The 18,235-nt window shown below is 35.8% G+C and carries 19 protein-coding genes; 17 read left to right on the forward strand and 2 right to left on the reverse strand.

From position 1 onward, the window contains the following. Window positions 1–234: 234 nt before the first annotated feature. The gene (locus ACUN26_RS25130) at window positions 235–432 is read right to left on the reverse strand and encodes a hypothetical protein (protein ID WP_000369250.1); all 198 of its coding nucleotides are present in this window, start codon (window positions 430–432) and stop codon (window positions 235–237) included. A 468-nt stretch (window positions 433–900) separates the two neighbouring features. On the opposite strand from ACUN26_RS25130, the gene ACUN26_RS25135 reads away from it, so the two are divergent. The 5 genes from ACUN26_RS25135 (at window position 901) to ACUN26_RS25155 (ending at window position 6,573) form a co-directional block, all read left to right on the forward strand. Beyond that, window positions 901–2,628 carry an ABC transporter substrate-binding protein gene (locus ACUN26_RS25135; RefSeq protein ID WP_000730694.1) on the forward strand — a complete coding sequence of 576 codons (1,728 nt, stop codon included), beginning with the start codon at window positions 901–903 and terminating at the stop codon, window positions 2,626–2,628. A gap of 103 nt (window positions 2,629–2,731) precedes the next feature. Further along, window positions 2,732–3,688, forward strand: coding sequence for an ABC transporter permease (locus ACUN26_RS25140; protein ID WP_000860741.1), 957 nt, complete (start codon window positions 2,732–2,734; stop codon window positions 3,686–3,688). Window positions 3,689–3,699: 11 nt separating this feature from the next. Next, the gene (gene opp4C / locus ACUN26_RS25145; RefSeq protein WP_000451062.1) at window positions 3,700–4,620 is read left to right on the forward strand and encodes an oligopeptide ABC transporter permease; all 921 of its coding nucleotides are present in this window, start codon (window positions 3,700–3,702) and stop codon (window positions 4,618–4,620) included. Window positions 4,621–4,630: 10 nt separating this feature from the next. Then, entirely contained in the window at window positions 4,631–5,611 is a 981-nt protein-coding gene (locus ACUN26_RS25150) for an ABC transporter ATP-binding protein (protein WP_000030775.1), read from the forward strand. Then, window positions 5,608–6,573, forward strand: coding sequence for an ABC transporter ATP-binding protein (locus tag ACUN26_RS25155; RefSeq protein WP_001294496.1), 966 nt, complete (start codon window positions 5,608–5,610; stop codon window positions 6,571–6,573). Before ACUN26_RS25150 ends, ACUN26_RS25155 begins: the two co-directional genes overlap by 4 nt. Window positions 6,574–6,612: 39 nt before the next feature. Here ACUN26_RS25155 and ACUN26_RS25160 read toward each other — a convergent pair whose 3' ends face one another. After that, a complete protein-coding gene (locus tag ACUN26_RS25160; RefSeq protein WP_000766432.1) occupies window positions 6,613–7,485 on the reverse strand; it encodes a Cof-type HAD-IIB family hydrolase in 873 nt (290 codons plus the stop codon). Window positions 7,486–7,936: 451 nt separating this feature from the next. Here ACUN26_RS25160 and ACUN26_RS25165 point away from each other — a divergent pair, with 451 nt between their 5' ends. The 12 genes from ACUN26_RS25165 (at window position 7,937) to murF (ending at window position 18,025) form a co-directional block, all read left to right on the forward strand. Next, window positions 7,937–8,044 (forward strand): DUF3948 family protein, encoded by a 108-nt coding sequence (locus tag ACUN26_RS25165; RefSeq protein ID WP_000664237.1) that lies wholly within the window; start codon window positions 7,937–7,939, stop codon window positions 8,042–8,044. A gap of 35 nt (window positions 8,045–8,079) precedes the next feature. Beyond that, on the forward strand, window positions 8,080–8,196 hold the full coding sequence (locus tag ACUN26_RS25170; protein WP_000654250.1) for a DUF3948 family protein: 117 nt from the start codon (window positions 8,080–8,082) through the stop codon (window positions 8,194–8,196). 35 nt (window positions 8,197–8,231) lie between these two features. After that, on the forward strand, window positions 8,232–8,348 hold the full coding sequence (locus ACUN26_RS25175; RefSeq protein ID WP_000654250.1) for a DUF3948 family protein: 117 nt from the start codon (window positions 8,232–8,234) through the stop codon (window positions 8,346–8,348). Window positions 8,349–8,392: 44 nt separating this feature from the next. Further along, on the forward strand, window positions 8,393–8,500 hold the full coding sequence (locus ACUN26_RS25180) for a DUF3948 family protein (RefSeq protein ID WP_000664237.1): 108 nt from the start codon (window positions 8,393–8,395) through the stop codon (window positions 8,498–8,500). Between the two features lie 42 nt (window positions 8,501–8,542). Next, window positions 8,543–8,653 carry a DUF3948 family protein gene (locus ACUN26_RS25185; protein WP_001083697.1) on the forward strand — a complete coding sequence of 37 codons (111 nt, stop codon included), beginning with the start codon at window positions 8,543–8,545 and terminating at the stop codon, window positions 8,651–8,653. A 310-nt stretch (window positions 8,654–8,963) separates the two neighbouring features. Beyond that, window positions 8,964–10,082 (forward strand): 4-hydroxyphenylpyruvate dioxygenase, encoded by a 1,119-nt coding sequence (gene hppD / locus ACUN26_RS25190; RefSeq protein WP_000810910.1) that lies wholly within the window; start codon window positions 8,964–8,966, stop codon window positions 10,080–10,082. 66 nt (window positions 10,083–10,148) lie between these two features. Further along, a complete protein-coding gene (locus ACUN26_RS25195) occupies window positions 10,149–11,105 on the forward strand; it encodes a fumarylacetoacetate hydrolase family protein (RefSeq protein WP_000674026.1) in 957 nt (318 codons plus the stop codon). Then, window positions 11,071–12,243, forward strand: a complete 1,173-nt coding sequence (locus tag ACUN26_RS25200) for a homogentisate 1,2-dioxygenase (protein ID WP_000499906.1) — start codon at window positions 11,071–11,073, stop codon at window positions 12,241–12,243. Before ACUN26_RS25195 ends, ACUN26_RS25200 begins: the two co-directional genes overlap by 35 nt. Window positions 12,244–12,466: 223 nt before the next feature. After that, entirely contained in the window at window positions 12,467–13,882 is a 1,416-nt protein-coding gene (locus tag ACUN26_RS25205; RefSeq protein WP_000809351.1) for an amino acid permease, read from the forward strand. 107 nt (window positions 13,883–13,989) lie between these two features. Continuing rightward, a complete protein-coding gene (locus ACUN26_RS25210) occupies window positions 13,990–15,264 on the forward strand; it encodes an MDR family MFS transporter (RefSeq protein ID WP_000799751.1) in 1,275 nt (424 codons plus the stop codon). Window positions 15,265–15,502: 238 nt separating this feature from the next. Then, entirely contained in the window at window positions 15,503–16,588 is a 1,086-nt protein-coding gene (locus ACUN26_RS25215; protein ID WP_000161430.1) for a D-alanine--D-alanine ligase, read from the forward strand. A gap of 60 nt (window positions 16,589–16,648) precedes the next feature. Continuing rightward, window positions 16,649–18,025, forward strand: a complete 1,377-nt coding sequence (murF, locus tag ACUN26_RS25220; RefSeq protein WP_000610669.1) for a UDP-N-acetylmuramoyl-tripeptide--D-alanyl-D-alanine ligase — start codon at window positions 16,649–16,651, stop codon at window positions 18,023–18,025. Window positions 18,026–18,235: the final 210 nt, after the last annotated feature.

Genomic DNA, 18,235 nt, shown 5'->3' on the forward strand with positions numbered 1-18,235 from the left:
TATTTTACTGTAAGAGATAAATGAAAAAGTGTGTTTCACGTGAAACAGTAACTTGGGTAAATCTTTGTTACGCATCTTGTATAGGTTGTGAAACATATGCAATGATGAGGCAAAATATATATGTTATTAGTAGATTTTCGATAGGATTAATTACGAAAGTAAAGGCTAATTATTTCCCGAGACATAAGTATGTATGATGGAAATCTGAGATTGAAAATAAAAAAGAAAGCAGAGTCACAGCTTTACGCGCTGAACTCTGCTTTCTTTTTGTGTGGTATCTTCTTTTGTTGAAATGATAATAGCGATCCCGAGCATAATAAAAAAAGCTAAAAAGAGGACGAATTTTGGGAAGAAAGGGAATAGTAATAGCGCCCCGACTATCATAATTGTTAATAATACGTAGTGCAGGACATATTGGAATAGGTTGTCCATGTTTTCGCCCCCTTTTTGGTAATTGATTATTAGTATTCTATGTTTCATGCTGAAGGAATAGAAGTAGTTTTTATGTTTTTTAATATAAAATGTGGATGCATAAACTAAAAAACATTAGAAACGATACATATTGAAAACGAAAAGGGACTTATAAAAAAAGCTATAGTAGGGGTTGAGTGAAGATAACTACAACGATATGTAGTTTCCTAAATTAAATAGACAATATTTTTGAAAAAAACCATAAAAATATTTATTTAGAAAGAATTGACAAAATATATTGAAAGTTATAATCTATTAACCATAAAGTCTACCGGAAAAGTCGGAATAAGATTGTTACCCCTCAAAAACATCTATTTTTTACGATTAAAACCGACTTTTCCGATTGGTTATAAATGTTGCTGTGGGAGGCATACATAAGGCAAGCAGTTCATAAGGTGTAATTATTAAAAAAAAGTTAGGGTGGGGACAATGAAGAAAAAGACGAAAAAATGGGCTGGTGTATTTTCGGTATTAATGAGTAGTTCGCTTGTGCTATCTGCTTGTGGGGGACAGGAAGATAAGGCTTCTACAGAACCGGTTAAACAACAAGATTTAAAAAATATAAAAATTGAAAAGATCGCTGCGACAGATAAAACGAAAGTACCAGATAAAGCGAAGAATAGAAAAGATACGCTAGTAGTTGGTATTAGTAAACCTGGTGGCGTATTTTTACCATATTTCCAACAAAATGGTTGGGATGGAAACGTGACTTCAGTGATTTTTGCATCTCTTGTATCAACGGATAAACAAGGGAAACCAATTCCGGAATTAGCGGAGAAGTGGGACGTTTCTTCTGATCAGTTAACATATACATTCCATTTACGTAAAGACTTAAAATTTAGCGATGGATCGCCATTAACAGCAGATGATGTAGCGTTCACATTGACGCTTTTACATGATAAGGCATATGAAGGTGAAATAGATATCTCTCAATATGCGGTTAAAGGTGGTAAAGAATATAAAGAAGGAAAGGCAACTTCTATTGAAGGTATTCAAGTTGTTGATCCACAAACAATTAAAATTACCACTGAAAAAGTTAATTCACAAGCTATATTTGTTTTAGGTGGTACAGTATTATCAAAAGCTTATTACGGAAAAGATTACAAACAAAATACAAGTTTAGATTACTTAAAAGAGTTATATGGAAAACCGATAGCTGCGGGTCCATATAAATTTGAAAAGTATATCCCGGGGCAAGAAGTTCGATTTGTAGCAAATGAAAATTATTATGCGGGCAAACCCAAAATTCCAAACTTCATTTATAAAATTACTTCTGGCGATACGAAGCTTCAATTATTCCAAACAGGTGAGGTTGACTACACTGGCCTAGGTACTGGTGATGAAATTCTTGAACAGGCTAAGGGTTTAGAATTTGCGAATATCCAAATCGAAACAGCAGCGTCATTTAGTTATATTTATATGAATAATAATAAGCCGTACTTAAAGGATAAAAAGGTTCGCCAAGCACTTATTTACGGATTAGATCGTAAAAAATATGTTGATACAGCATTGAAAGGATACGGTACGGTAGCTAATGTACCAATTCATCCAACTTCTTGGGCTTATACGGAAGAAGGAGTTAATAAATATGAATACGACAAAGAAAAAGCGAAAAAATTATTAGATGAAGCAGGATGGAAAGTTGGTTCGGATGGAGTTCGTGAAAAAGATGGTCAAAAATTAAAGCTTTCTTATTTCGGCCCAAGTTCGGCTAAAGATAGTGATTTATTAATTCCAATTGCGAAAGAGAATTATAAAGAAATAGGTGTAGAATTTAATCCAGAATTTATGGACTTTAATACTATGCTTTCGAAGGTAAATAAAGGTGACTATGATTTAGCTTCTGTTTCGACACCGATTACAAGTGATCCGAGTGAAACAGCTGGTGAATATTTGTCTGGTGTCAATGATAAGAGTCTTGGTTATAAAAATGCGAAAGTAGATGAGTTAATTAAAAAAGGTATTGAGACAGTTGATATTGAAAAACGTAAACCTATTTATAAAGAATTATATAAAGAGTTAAGTGATGACCCACCAGTAATTCTATTAAACTACCGTAGAACAATTACTGGTTATAACGGGAATATAAAAGGAATTGACTCTGAAAAATACAATAGTATTAGCGCAAACTTACCAGTTTTATCATTTGAAAAATAACGATAAGGATGTATAAATAGAAGACATTTTTTCATTCGGTTAGTAATGTACCGCTTTGAAAAAATGTTCTTCTATTTTAGGCATAAGATTGGAGAGAAAAAGGGTGAAAACATATATCGTTCGTAGGTTGTTACAAATGATTCCTACACTGTTCGGAACATCAATTATTATTTTCTTCCTGTTTGCGCTTCTTCCAGGAGACTATATTGATTCAAATCCAAAGATTACACCTGAAAGGGCAGCTGAACTTAGGGAATTATATGGATTAAATAAGCCAATTGTTGAGCGTTATTTTCATTGGTTAGGTAATGCATTGCAAGGGGATTTTGGTTTTTCGCTTCAATATCAGGAACCTGTAACGTCATTATTAAATAAATTTATTTGGAATTCTTTTAGTGTAGCTGTTATTGCATTGTTTTTTATTTGGCTAATTGCACTTATTATCGGCGTATTCTCAGCGACGAAGCAACATTCTTTATTCGATAAACTTGTAACAATTGGTGTCTTTGCAGCAATGTCATTTCCTTCATTTTTTATCGGTTTGTTTTTAATTAAGGTGTTCGCGGTGGACTTTAAGTTATTACCGATAGGCGGAATGATTGATGTCGGGAGTAATTCGACTGGATTAGCTTACGTAATAGAAGTTGCCAAGCATATGGTTTTACCAGTATTTATTTTGACTCTTCTTGGTGTGGGTTCATTAACTCGTTACTTTAGAACAAGCATGTTAGAGGTTGTAAGGCAAGATTACATACGAACAGCACGGGCGAAAGGTTTAAAGGAGAAGACTGTTATTTATAAGCATGCGTTAAAAAATGCAATATTACCGGCGATTACGTTATTAGCATTTGAATTACCAGGTTTATTTTCGGGAGCAATTATTATTGAACAAATTTTTAACTGGCCAGGGATTGGTAATATTCAATTAGAAGCACTAAATTTTCGTGATTATACAGTATTAATGGCATTTACGATGTTTCTTTCTTGTTTAACAATTGTTTCAAACTTTTTCGCTGATATCGTATATGCAGTTGTCGATCCACGTATTCGGTTGAAGTAAGGGGGGATTAGATGGAAACTGTTACAGCAATTACAGAGAAAAAAGAAAAAAAGAGAAGAAATGAATCATCACCATGGCGACAGGCTCTTAAAAAAATAAAGAGAAATAAGATGGCACTCGTGGGGTTTTATGCACTAATGTTTATGTTTTTATTTTGTTTTGTCGGTCCGCTCTTTTCGCCATATGCATCAGGGAAAATACAAGTCGCTTTAATTAACAAACCACCTAGTTTTTCACATTGGCTCGGTACAGATCAATTGGGAAGAGATATTTTAACAAGACTTATGCAAGCAGGACGCATTTCATTAACAATTGGATTAGCTTCAATGGTCTTATCGGTTATACTTGGAGCTTTATTAGGAGCTATTGCAGGTTTTTATCGCGGGATTGTCGACAATATTATTATGCGTCTTGCAGATATTTTAATGTCGATGCCGGGATTGCCGTTGCTTATTATAATGGGAGCTATTTTATCAGAATGGAAAGTACCATCTGATTATCGTCTTTATGTCATTATGATTATTTTAAGTTTAGTAGGTTGGCCAGGACTTGCACGTCTTGTAAGAGGTCAAATTTTATCACTCAGGGAGCAAGCATTTATGCAAGCTGCTGATGTGTTAGGAATAAAAGATTACCGGAAAATTATATATCATTTAATCCCTAATGTTTTACCGATCTTAATTGTTGTATCCACATTAGGTGTTGCAGGCTCTATTTTAGGGGAATCCGCACTAAGCTACTTAGGTCTCGGAGTCGTCCCGCCTACACCATCATGGGGAAATATGATTAGTGCAGCTAACTCATTAATCGATTTCCAAAAGCGTCCGTGGTTATGGATTCCGCCCGGTTTTGCAATTTTTATAACAGTTGTATCAATTAATTTACTTGGTGATGCACTTCGTGATGCGTTAGATCCAAAGATGAGACGGTAGGTGAGGGAATATGAGTAAAGCGGTAGTAGAGCTGAAAGATTTGCAAACACATTTTCAGACAGAAGAAGGAACAGTAAAGGCTGTTAATCATGTTAGCTTTGCAGTTCGAGAAGGTGAAACAGTTTGTGTTGTAGGTGAATCGGGTTGCGGAAAGAGTGTAACGGCGCTATCGATTATGGGACTTATTGCTGAATCAGGAAGTGTAGTAGGTGGAGACATTTTATATGAAGGAAAAAGTCTTTTAGGTATGAAAGAGAAAGAGCTTCGTAGTTTACGAGGAAATGATATTGCGATGATATTCCAAGAGCCGATGACATCGCTGAATCCCGTCTTCACTGTAGGAGAACAAATTGTAGAAACGTTAAGAGAGCATGAATTACTTAGTAAAAATGAGGCGTATAAAAAGGCAATCGAATTAATTCGTAAAGTTGGTATAGCTCGTGCGGATGAAATTGTCCATTCGTATCCACATGAACTAAGTGGAGGCATGTTACAACGCATTATGATTGCTGTTGCGCTTAGTTGTAATCCTAAGTTATTAATTGCTGATGAGCCGACAACAGCTCTTGATGTTACGATTCAAGCCCAAATATTAGACTTATTAAGGCAAATAAAAGAGGAACTTAAAACATCCATTTTATTAATTACACATGATTTAGGCGTTGTAGCAGAAATGGCTGATTACGTTGTCGTTATGTATGGCGGGAAAGTTATTGAAGAAGCACCGGTACTAGAGATATTCCAAAATCCGAAACACCCATATACGAAAGGGTTGTTGAAATCAAAACCAGTGATGGGAAAACGAATAGATAAACTATATTCTATTCCAGGGCAAGTTCCTAATTTAGTTGGTTTGGATGAGTTTTGCTATTTTAGTGGTCGTTGTGAGCATTGTATGGAAATATGTAAAGAAGAGGCACCAAATTTGAATGTGCACGATGAGAACCATAAAGTAGCTTGCTGGTTATATGAGGAGCGTGCGGAACAATGAGTGAACCATTATTAGAAGTGAAAAACTTAAAGACGTATTTTCCAATTAAGGGCGGCATATTTAGTAGAACGATTGGACATGTAAAGGCAGTTGATGGAGTAAGTTTTACTATTAATAAAGGTGAAGTGTTTGGCCTAGTTGGAGAATCAGGAAGTGGAAAAACAACGATAGGAAAAACAATTTTACGTCTCGTCCAAAAAACGGAGGGAGAAGTAAAGTTTAAAGGGCACGATGTTTATTCCTTATCCAAGGAGGAATTGAGAAAACATCGCCCTAATATGCAGCTTGTTTTTCAAGATCCATTTAGTTCATTAAACCCAAGAATGAGAATTGGAGAAGCACTTGGTGAGCCGATGTTGGCTCACGGACTAGCGACGAAAGAAAATGTTCGTGCAAAGGTGATAGAAGTATTGGAGTTATGTGGTTTAGCTCCGTATCATATTGACCGGTATCCTCATGAGTTTTCTGGTGGGCAACGTCAGCGTATCGTTATCGCAAGAGCTATGGTATTAAATCCAGAATTCATTGTAGCTGACGAACCTGTGGCAGCACTAGATGTATCTATTCAAGCACAAATCATTAATTTATTTAGTGAGTTACAGGAGAAAAAGGGATTATCTTATTTATTCATTTCACATGATTTAAGTGTTGTGGAACATTTATGTACAAAAATAGGAATTATGTATTTAGGAACGATTGTAGAAACGGCACCGCGTGATGAGTTATTTACGAATCCACTTCATCCGTATACAAAAGCATTGTTATCAGCTGTGCCAATACCAGATCCAACAGTGAAGCGGGAGCGAATTATACTAGAGGGGGATATTCCCAGTCCAGCAAATCCACCTTCAGGTTGTCGTTTTCATACACGCTGCCCGTTTGCGACAGATGTTTGTACACAAACGGTACCAGAGTTTCGTAATGTTGGTGAAGATCATTTTGTTGCTTGTCATCATGTATAAAAGAGAAGGACCCTTTCAGAAGTTGAAAGGGTCTTTTTTTTATTTACTAGATAAAGTTTGTTTTAAAACAAATTGCTCGATTGCATGGGCAACACCATGTTCATTGTTTGTTAATGTTACAACGTCACATAATTTTTTTACATCTTCTTCAGCATTTCCCATTGCAACAGATAAACCAGCAACTTCTAACATTGGTACATCATTAAAATTATCACCAATAGCAATTGTATCTTCAATTGGTATATTAAAATGAGCTGCCATCTGCTGTAGCCCATTTCCTTTATGGCCATTCTTATCCATAATTTCTAAATTAGTAGGAGCAGATGCTGTAACCATAATAGCAGTGTCTTCTTGTAACATACTTAATAACTGGGCGCGATGACCTGCATTGAACGTTAAAATGAAGAATTTAGATATTTCGAGTTCTTGATTGTTTACAACATCTTCGATTTTTTGGAAATCAGTAATTAGGTTTGATTTCTTTTGTTTTTCTGTAATTCTTTCGAGTTCTTCTAATGTAACATCTAGCGCATGCTTGTTTTCTTCGAATGCCTGCATCACTTGATCTTGCCATGTAGAAGGAGAGTAAACCCCTTTATTTGTATATAGCTTATATGGAAAACCTTCAGCTTCTAGTAATTTTGCAAGTTTGTACACTTTATCGTTTTGTAAACAACGCGAGTTAATTACTTTTCCATCCACGTAAACAATTGCCCCATTGCTTGCTCCAACTGGAAGAGATAATTGGTATTCTTCCAATAGTTTTAAAGCATCCTCTTTTGCGCGGCCAGAACAAATCATTACAATATGTCCAGCTTCTTGTGCAGTTTGGATTGCTTGTAAGTTCTCTTTGGAGATTTCAAGATTAGATGATAGTAGTGTACCATCCATATCTAATGCGATTAATTTCAAAATGACCACCTCTTTGTTTTTATTATACATAGTTATATAGAGGAAACATATAAACTTATCTTGGAAAGATAGTATTTTGTCCTATAGTGTACCATCCAGTGAAAACCTAGTAGATTCAACCTTACTTATTAAAGATTCACCTTGATTTGTAACAAAAGTAGAGAGGAATATAGTTATATTTAGGTTTATGACTGTAATGTTACACGAATGTTACAAACGTGAATGTAGTGGGAAATGCATTGAAATAGGGTTTTTAAGGGTGTTTATAAAAAAACGTAAAAAAATGTAATAAAATTTACGTAATCATATTGCAACGTAATAATAGTTATGTTACATTAGTGTTACAAACGTTACGTTATCAAATTCAATGTAACGATAACATAAAAACTATGAAAAAAACATTTCTTAGAAATTACATATAGAAAACTTATTCAAAGGGAGGATAAATGATATGAAAGAGCAAGTATTACAAGTAACAAAAGGTGACTTCGTAGGATCAGCAAGTGGAGCGGTAGTATTAACAGCATTAATCGTATTTCTATCAAGCGTATTAGTATAATAGAAGTTTTGTAACAAAAGATAAATGAAGGGAGAATGAAAGATATGAAAGAGCAAGTATTACAAGTAACAAAAGGTGACTTCGTAGGATCAGCAAGTGGAGCGGTAGTATTAACAGCATTAATCGTATTTCTATCAAGCGTATTAGTATAATAGAAGTTTTGTAACAAAAGATAAATGAAGGGAGAATGAAAGATATGAAAGAGCAAGTATTACAAGTAACAAAAGGTGATTTCGTAGGATCAGCAAGTGGAGCGGTAGTATTAACAGCATTAATCGTATTTCTATCAAGCGTATTAGTATAATAGAAGTTTTGTAACAAAAGATAAATGAAGGGAGAATGAAAGATATGAAAGAGCAAGTATTACAAGTAACAAAAGGTGATTTCGTAGGATCAGCAAGTGGAGCAGTAGTGTTAACGGCATTAATCGTATTTCTATCAAGCGTATTAGTATAATAAAAGTTTTAAATTGTACAAAATGAAAGGAGAATGAGGAATATGAACAGTGAACAAGTGCTACAAGTAACAAAAACAGATTTATTAGGATCATTAGGCGGAGCAGTAATATTAACATCATTTATTCTATTCCTTGCAAATATATTAGTATGAGAAATATAAATACAATTATTCAAAAAAAATAAAGACTCTAACGTATTAGTAAGTAGTTAATATGTTGGAGTCTTTTTTGTTTTCCCCACATATATACCTTCAATTATGAATATTTTCCCCTTACTTTAAAGAGAAAAAAGTCGAATTTTATATGTAAGAAAAAAAGAGGAATTTGACAGAAAAGATAGAAAATTTTAAAGGTCAGAAATTGTTAGCCTGCTAACTAATTTCTATAAATTGATGTTGGAAGCGTTTTCGGTTGGTTTTAGGTATGGACCATTTAATCTATTTACAGGGGGATGAAGAGATTATGAAACAAAAATCTATGGATACGCTAGCTGCACAAATGGAGGACTTTTTTCCGGTACGTGATGTAGATCATTTGGAGTTTTACGTAGGGAATGCAAAACAATCGAGTTATTACCTTGCGAGAGCGTTCGGATTCAAAATTGTGGCTTACTCTGGATTAGAAACAGGAAACCGTGAAAAGGTATCTTATGTTCTTGTGCAAAAAAATATGCGTTTTGTTGTGTCCGGGGCCCTAGGTAGCGATAATCGTATCGCAGAGTTTGTAAAAACTCATGGTGATGGTGTAAAAGACGTTGCATTACTTGTCGATGACGTTGATAAGGCTTACTCGGAAGCGGTGAAACGTGGTGCCGTCGCAATTGCTCCACCTGAGGAGTTAACAGATGAGGATGGTACATTGAAAAAAGCAGTTATTGGTACGTATGGTGATACAATTCACACGCTTGTAGAGCGTAAAAATTATAAAGGAACATTTATGCCAGGATTCCAAAAGGTTGAGTTTAATATTCCATTTGAAGAATCTGGTTTAATTGCTGTAGATCATGTAGTTGGTAACGTTGAGAAAATGGAAGAGTGGGTTAGTTATTACGAGAATGTTATGGGCTTTAAACAAATGATCCATTTCGACGATGATGATATTAGTACAGAGTATTCGGCATTAATGTCAAAAGTTATGACGAATGGAAGTCGTATTAAGTTCCCTATTAACGAACCAGCAGATGGAAAGAGAAAATCGCAAATTCAAGAATATCTTGAATTCTATAATGGAGCAGGTGTACAACATCTTGCCTTATTAACGAGTGATATTGTTAAAACAGTTGAAGCGCTTCGTGCAAATGGTGTGGAGTTTTTAGATACACCAGATACGTATTACGATGAGTTAACTGCGCGAGTTGGAAAAATCGATGAGGAAATTGATAAGTTAAAAGAATTAAAGATTTTAGTAGACCGTGATGATGAGGGCTATTTACTGCAAATCTTTACGAAACCAATTGTAGACCGTCCAACTTTATTTATTGAAATCATTCAACGTAAAGGTTCTCGTGGATTTGGTGAAGGGAACTTTAAAGCATTATTCGAATCAATTGAAAGAGAACAAGAGCGTCGCGGAAATTTATAAGATTTGTATCCACCAGCAAGAATTCTTTTGCTGGTGGAAATTTCATTTTCATAGGGAGGAATTATGATGAAATTTGTTACATTTCGTCTCCCTTCGAAAGAAATGCGAGCTGGGTGGCTTGAAGGTGACAAAGTAATCGATATGAATCTTGCTAGTGACGGAAAAGTCCCTTCCTCTATGCTCGCCTTTTTAGAGAAAGCGGATGAGTATGTAGAGCTGCTGCGTAATAGTAAGAATCCAAACAAGGGTATATATTCCTTAGAAGAAGTACAATTGACAGCTGTTATTCCTAATCCGGGTAGCATTCGAGATTTTTATGCATTTGAACAGCATGTAAAAACAGCTCGCGGACGAAGAGGACTAGATGTTGTACCTGAATGGTATGATGTCCCGGTTTTTTATTTTACTAACCATCGTGCTGTTATTGGTCCAGATGATTTTGTAATTGGTCCGAAGAAGTCTAAAAAGCTTGATTATGAATTAGAGATTGCTTGTGTAATCGGAAAAGAAGGAAGAAATATTTCTCGTGAGCAAGCAGAGGAATATATTTTTGGTTATTGTATTATGAACGACTGGAGTGCAAGGGACTTACAAGCAACAGAAATGAAGGTAGGGCTTGGACCAGCAAAAGGAAAAGACTTTGCAACTTCATTAGGAGCGTATCTCGTTACGAAAGAGGAATTAGACATTTATCGTAATGGTAATCGATATGATTTAGAGATGACTGCTCACGTGAATGGGAAACTATTATCAAAGGGAAATTTCCAAGATATTTACTATACGTTTGCTGAAATGATTGAACGTGCTTCACAAGACGTGACCTTATATCCGGGAGATGTGATCGGTTCTGGAACAGTAGGAACAGGATGTATTTTAGAACTTGGTACAGAAGAGTGGCTACAAGATGGAGATGTTGTAGAGCTGTCGATTACTGGTTTAGGTACGTTACGTAATACGGTCAAAAAAGACATGAAAGCAGGTGATGGGCATGTTTTATCGTCACATGGGGGAGCTACCTCATAAACGACATGTACAATTTCGTAAAAAAGATGGAGCGCTTTATCGTGAACAGGTAATGGGAACGAAAGGTTTTTCTGGTACGCAGTCTATTTTGTACCATCATTATATGCCAACGGAAGTAGGTCATGCGGCAGTATCTCATTCTTGTCAGTTGCAGTATGAAGAAGATGTAGCTCTTGCACATCGTCATTTTCGCACGAAAGAAAATAAAAAAACGGGCGATGCAGTAAGCGGAAGAAATTTTATGCTTGGGAATGAGGATTTATTAATTGGAGTAGTGACTCCGACAGAAAAAATGGACTATTTCTATCGTAATGGCGATGGCGATGAAATGTTATTTGTTCATTATGGAACAGGAAAAATCGAAACAATGTTCGGAACGATTCACTATAGAAAAGGTGATTATGTAACGATCCCAATTGGAACGATTTATCGTGTTATTCCAGATGAAGGAGAGACTAAGTTTCTTGTTGTAGAGGCGAATAGCCAAATTACAACACCACGTCGCTATCGCAATGAATATGGGCAATTGTTAGAACATAGCCCGTTTTGTGAGAGAGATATTCGTGGCCCGGAAAAATTAGAGACATATGATGAGAAAGGTGAGTTTGTCGTAATGACAAAGTCGAGAGGATATATGCATAAGTATGTTTTAGGGCATCATCCGCTAGATGTTGTTGGGTGGGATGGTTATTTATATCCGTGGGTCTTTAATGTGGAGGATTTTGAACCAATTACAGGCCGTATTCATCAGCCACCACCAGTACATCAAACATTCGAAGGGCATAATTTCGTCATTTGCTCTTTCGTACCGCGTTTATACGATTATCATCCAGAATCTATCCCGGCACCGTATTATCATAGTAACGTGAATAGTGATGAAGTACTGTACTATGTAGAAGGAAACTTTATGAGCCGAAAAGGTGTGGAAGAAGGGTCTATTACACTTCACCCGAGCGGAATTCCTCATGGGCCGCATCCTGGGAAAACAGAGGCAAGTATCGGAAAAAAAGAGACGCTTGAATTAGCCGTTATGATAGATACATTCCGTCCGCTTCGTATTGTAAAACAAGCACATGAAACGGAAGATGAAAAGTATATGTATAGCTGGATTGAAGATGGTTCATATACTGTGAAATAAGCAAAAAGAGGCGTGCTCAATAAAGGAGCACGCCTCTTTAATATGTATAATGACACCAAAATAAGGTGATAGAAAGATTCTCAGAAAGAATAATAAGGATATTGTATATTCCGAAAGATTTCTACTTATTTCGACAAAAGTATTGACGAGAAAAAGTGTTATGAGTAAAATAAAAAAGCGAATTAAAAATTTTCAGAAAATTTAAAACTTGGAGGAGTGGACGATGAAGCAAATTTTTCAAAAGAAGCCTATTGCAAAGTTAATGCAAGAAAGTAAGCAAAAAACGTTAGCGAGAACATTGGGCGCACTGGATTTAACTATGCTTGGAATCGGAGCGATTGTTGGAACTGGTATTTTCGTTCTTACAGGCGTAGTGGCAGCAAAACATTCTGGACCAGCTATTATATTATCATTCGCGATAGCCGCATTAGCCTGTGCCTTTGCTGCATTTTGTTATGCTGAATTTGCTTCTTCAGTTCCTGTCTCGGGTAGCGTATATACATATACGTACGCGACGATGGGAGAAGTATTCGCGTTTTTAATTGGTTGGGATTTAATGCTTGAATATTTACTTGCTACATCTGCTGTAGCAAATGGATGGTCCGCTTATTTTCAGTCTTTACTAAAGGGATTTGGGATTCATATTCCGACCATTCTTTCTTCGGCCCCAGGCACAGGAAAAGGTGGAATAATTGATTTGCCTGCAGTCTTAATTATTTTAGTGATGACAGCTCTTTTATCTAGGGGTGTTCGAGAGAGTGCACGTGTAAATAATATTATGGTATTTATTAAAATAGCAGTTGTTCTTATTTTTATCTTTGCTGGTTTTAATTATGTGAAGCCTGAAAACTGGACGCCTTTTATGCCATTTGGTTTAGATGGTGTAATGGCTGGGGCTGCTACAGTATTCTTCGCATTTATAGGATTCGATGCAGTTTCAACAGCTGCGGAAGAAGTGAAACGTCCACAACGTGATTTACCAATCGGCATTATTGCATCGTTATTAATATGTACAGTTCTTTATATCGTTGTTTCACTTATTCTGACAGGAATTGTTCCATACGGCCAGCTGAATATATCAGATCCAGTTGCTTTTGCACTTCAATTTATTGGACAAGATGGTTTAGCGGGGGTAATTTCAGTAGGGGCAATCACAGGGATTACAACTGTAATGCTAGTGATGATGTATGGGCAAGTTCGTGTTTCATATGCGATGAGCCGTGATGGGTTATTGCCGAAGCGTCTGGCTAAGGTTCACCCGAAATTTAAAACACCGTTTTTAAATACATGGATAACGGGTATTATTGCAGCATTGATTTCAGGATTAATAGATTTAAATGTATTGGCACACCTTGTAAACATGGGGACATTGTCAGCCTTTGCACTCGTAGCTGTTGCGGTTATTGTGATGAGAAAGACTCATCCGGATTTACCAAGAGCATTTAAGGCGCCACTCGTACCATTTTTACCAGCGTTAACAGTAATTTTCTGTTTATACTTAATGCTTCAATTATCAGGGACAGCGTGGATTAGTTTTGGAGTATGGATGGTTATCGGTATAGCGGTTTACTTCTTATATAGTCGAAAACATAGTGTTTTAAATAATAGTAAAAAAGAAGATGATGTAGCGAATTTATAAGTGGAAAAATCCATTCTAATTCTGTTAGAATGGTTTTTTTATTTGAAAATTTACATTTTTCTGAATCTATTATAAGATAATTGTTGGTCAACTAAAGGGGTGAAAATATGAAAAATACATGGCGTGAGCTAAGGGAAATGGATCGTAACGTATGGATTCGATTTATCGGTGAGACATTGAATGGAATTGCGATGATGATGTTAATGCCTTTTTTCGCATTATATTTAAAAGATAAGGTAGATTCTTTATTACAGGTTGGAGTTATTATGGCGCTTTCTCCAATTGCTGCAAGCTTTGGATCGCTTATAGGTGGAAGAATTGCTGATATATATGGAAGAAAGCCGATTATGATATTTTCAATGGCAAGTAATGCATTATTAATGCTCGGTTTTTTATTTATAGAAGGGTTTATTTCATATGCAATTTTATCTGTTTTTTTAGGATTAAGTAATTCTTTATTTCATCCAGCTGCATCAGCGATGGTTGCAGATGTGACCGCGCCAGAAAAAAGAACCGAAGCATATGGTTTATTGCGAATGGGACACAATATAGGTGCTGCAATCGGTCCAATAATGGGTGCATCAGTAGTGGTGTTGTCAAAGAATCTTGTGTTTATTATTGCTTCTTCTACGATGCTATTTTATGCATTACTTGTACTAATTCTTATCCAGGAGACAATGCCAAAAGCAGCAGATAAAAAAGAAGAGAATGCAGAGAAGGAATCAGGTGCAGTTTGGAAAGTTTTAATGAGAGATAAGGCGTTAATGATTTATTTGTTAGCAGGTATCATTATTTCTATGGGATTTTCTCAAACAGAAGGCATGTTACCACTTCACTTTGATAATGAAATGAAGGATATTTTTGGAGTTAACAATCCATACCCGTATTTAATGGCGCTAAATGGACTATTAGTTGTGTTGTTCCAGTTTCAAATTTCAAAATGGGCGACAGATAAACCTGTCGGAAAGACGATGTTATACGGGGCGTGTTTGTTTGGAATTGGTTTGTTTTTTATAGGGTGGTTACCGAAGTGGTTTGGAGAATTTAATACAAATGCTACAATTATTTTAGTGACGTTAATGTTCGTGTATGCCATATATACGTTAGGCGAGATGATTATGTCGCCTGTACAGATGACGTTTGTAGCGAATTTGGCCCCTGAGCATTTGAGAGGAACTTATATGGGAGCAGCGAGTTTGCAGTGGATTACGGGAAGTGCATTTGGTCCACTTCTTGGAGGTTTTTTATTAGATAGATTACTCGGACATTTCTTATTTACAATTTTAGGTGTAGGATGTTTAGTTGCAGGTATTGTATACGTTTCTTTAGATCGCCTTGTGGAACAAAGGCAAAAGGACACACTAACCAAACAATCTTCTTAATAAAATAGGTGACATACACAAAAAGGGGATTTCTACATATTTTAGGTACATAACTAGATTAGGTTGCCATTTCATTTTGTGTAGTTGTGAAGAAAATGAAATAGAAAAGTGTAGAAATCCAATAAGTGGTGTCATTTAATTATTTGTGGAAGTTACATTTTATTTCAAATAGGAACTACCTATTTTTATAAAAAGTGCTAAAATAGAAAAATGAAAACAATTGGTTAGGGTGATTTAATTGACGAAAATTAAATTAGGTTTATTATATGGTGGAAAATCAGCTGAGCATCAAGTTTCGTTACAGACGGCTCTTGCTGCTATTAAAGCGTTAAATCAAGATAAATTCGAGATTCATCCGATTTATATTACAGAGCAAGGTCAATGGGTACGCGGTGAGCGTATTGAAGGTGAAGTAACGGATGTTGAAGCTTTAAAAATGAGCGGTGCAGAAAATTCGATTTCTCCGTTATCATTAAGCACGGAAATTATTCCATCTGCAACTTCTGAGGAAGATGCTATCGACGTTATTTTTCCATTACTACATGGACCAAATGGTGAAGATGGAACGGTTCAAGGGTTATTAGAATTAATGAACATTCCTTATGTAGGAAATGGTGTTCTAGCATCGTCTGCCGGTATGGATAAAGTTGTTATGAAAAATATCTTTGCAGAAGCTGGTTTGAAACAAGCGAAATATGCATCTTTCATTCGTAGTGCATGGGAAAAAAATCGCGAAGAAGCTTATGACAAAGTAGAAGAGAAGTTAGGGTATCCTTGCTTCGTAAAACCAGCAAACCTTGGTTCAAGTGTTGGTATTAATAAATGTAAAAATCGTGAAGAACTTGAGAGTGCATTTGAAGAGGCATTCCAATTCGACCGCAAAATTATTGTAGAAGAAAATATCGTAGGTCGTGAAGTAGAAGTTGGTGTACTAGGTAACGACGAACCGAAATGTTCAGTTGTAGGTGAAATCGTACCGAAAAAGGACTTTTATGATTATAAGTCGAAGTACATCGATGGTGATACAGCGTTAATTATTCCAGCTGAAATGACAGAAGAAGAGTCTAATGTAATTAAGCGAGATGCAATTGTTGCATTCCAATCTTTAGATGGTGCAGGCTTAACACGAGCTGATTTCTTCTTAACGAAAGACGGAGAAGTATATATTAACGAAGTAAACACAATGCCAGGATTTACGCCGTTTAGTATGTTCCCTCTATTATGGCAACATACTGGATTACCATATCCAGAATTAATTGAAGAGCTAATTCGTTTGGCGATTGAACGTCACGAAGAAAAACAAAAAATTAAATATACAATATAACAAAAAAGGAGGAGGCACTATTCGAAGGAATAGTGCTTCCTCTATGTAAGGAGTGTTTTCATGATTAATCGAACGTTAAAACAAGTAGAACAGATGATAAATGGTACGGGATTAGCAGAGCAGTATGAGGGAATTACTATACAGGGAGTGTCTATTGATACGAGAAAAATCGAAAAAGGAAATTTATATGTTCCGATTCAAGGTGAACGTTTCGATGGACATGCTTTTGTAGATAAAGCTGTTGAAAATGGAGCTGTTGCTACATTATGGATGAAAGATGTAGCAAATCCGCCTGAGAATCTTCCAGTTATTTTTGTAGAAGACACACTATTGGCATTACAAATGTTAGCGAAAAACTATCGCGATCAATTGGATGTTAAAGTTATTGGTGTGACAGGTAGTAACGGTAAAACATCTACGAAAGATATTGTAACAAGCCTTCTTGCGACTAAATTCAAAGTTCAAAAAACAGAAGGTAATTTCAATAACCATATCGGTTTACCTCTTACTATTTTAAACCTAGAAGAAAATACGGAAGTTGCTGTATTAGAAATGGGTATGTCAAGCCGAGGAGAAATTGAATTCTTATCTAAGTTAGCTCGTCCTAATGCAGCTATCATTACGAACATTGGTGAGGCGCATTTAATGGATTTAGGCTCTCGTGAGGCAATTGCAGAAGCGAAATTAGAAATTGTGGCAGGATTACAAGAAGGCGGAGTGTTCGTATATAACGGAGATGAGCCATTATTAACAAATCGTGTTCCTGAAATGAATTTAGCGACGGAAACAGTAACATTTGGTGATGCCAGAGCAAACGATTACTATCCAACGACTGTAACATTACAGGCAACTGGCACACATTTTAAAATGAATAGAGAAGAAAACATTTCATTCTATATACCAGTGTTAGGGAAACATAATGTGTATAATACACTTGCTTCCATGGCGATTGCGAAACATTTTGGTGTGACATGGGAAGAAATGAAACAAGGTTTAGTAACACTTCAAATGACAGGTATGCGCATGGAAATTGTAAAAAAGGATAGTGGGTTAACAGTTATCAATGATGCTTACAATGCAAGTCCGACAGCTATGGAAGCAGCATTCCATTTAATGAATGGTTTAGATGGTTTTTCTCAAAAAATCGTCGTGCTTGGTGATATGTTAGAGCTTGGAGACCAAGAGGTTCAATTTCATTATGAAGTAGGTAAATTAATTGACCCAGCAAAAATCTCATATGTATTCACATATGGTAGATTAGGGGCTCAAATTGCTGAGGGAGCGGAAATTAATTTCCCTGGTGAACGTGTAAAGGCCTATCATAATAAAGAAGAGCTTGTAAAAGATTTACAGGCGGTAGTTGGTAATAACGATGTTGTATTAGTTAAAGCATCTCGTGGTATGAAATTAGAAGAAGTTATTACGATGTTGAAATAATTGGTGAATATAAATAGGGATGATAGTCACGAAAATAGAAGAAACTTATAATAAGCGCTTACAGAGGATGTTAAAAAATAAAAGTGAAGAAAAAAAGTCCTGAATATGAAAATAAGGTAACAGTTGGGTTTGCTTTTTGCACATACAAAACTTATAATTGATAAAGTGTAATAACGTTTAAAAGTATTTTCGTGTAGAAATACGCCCGTT

This window comes from Bacillus sp. WC2503, from assembly GCF_052682895.1.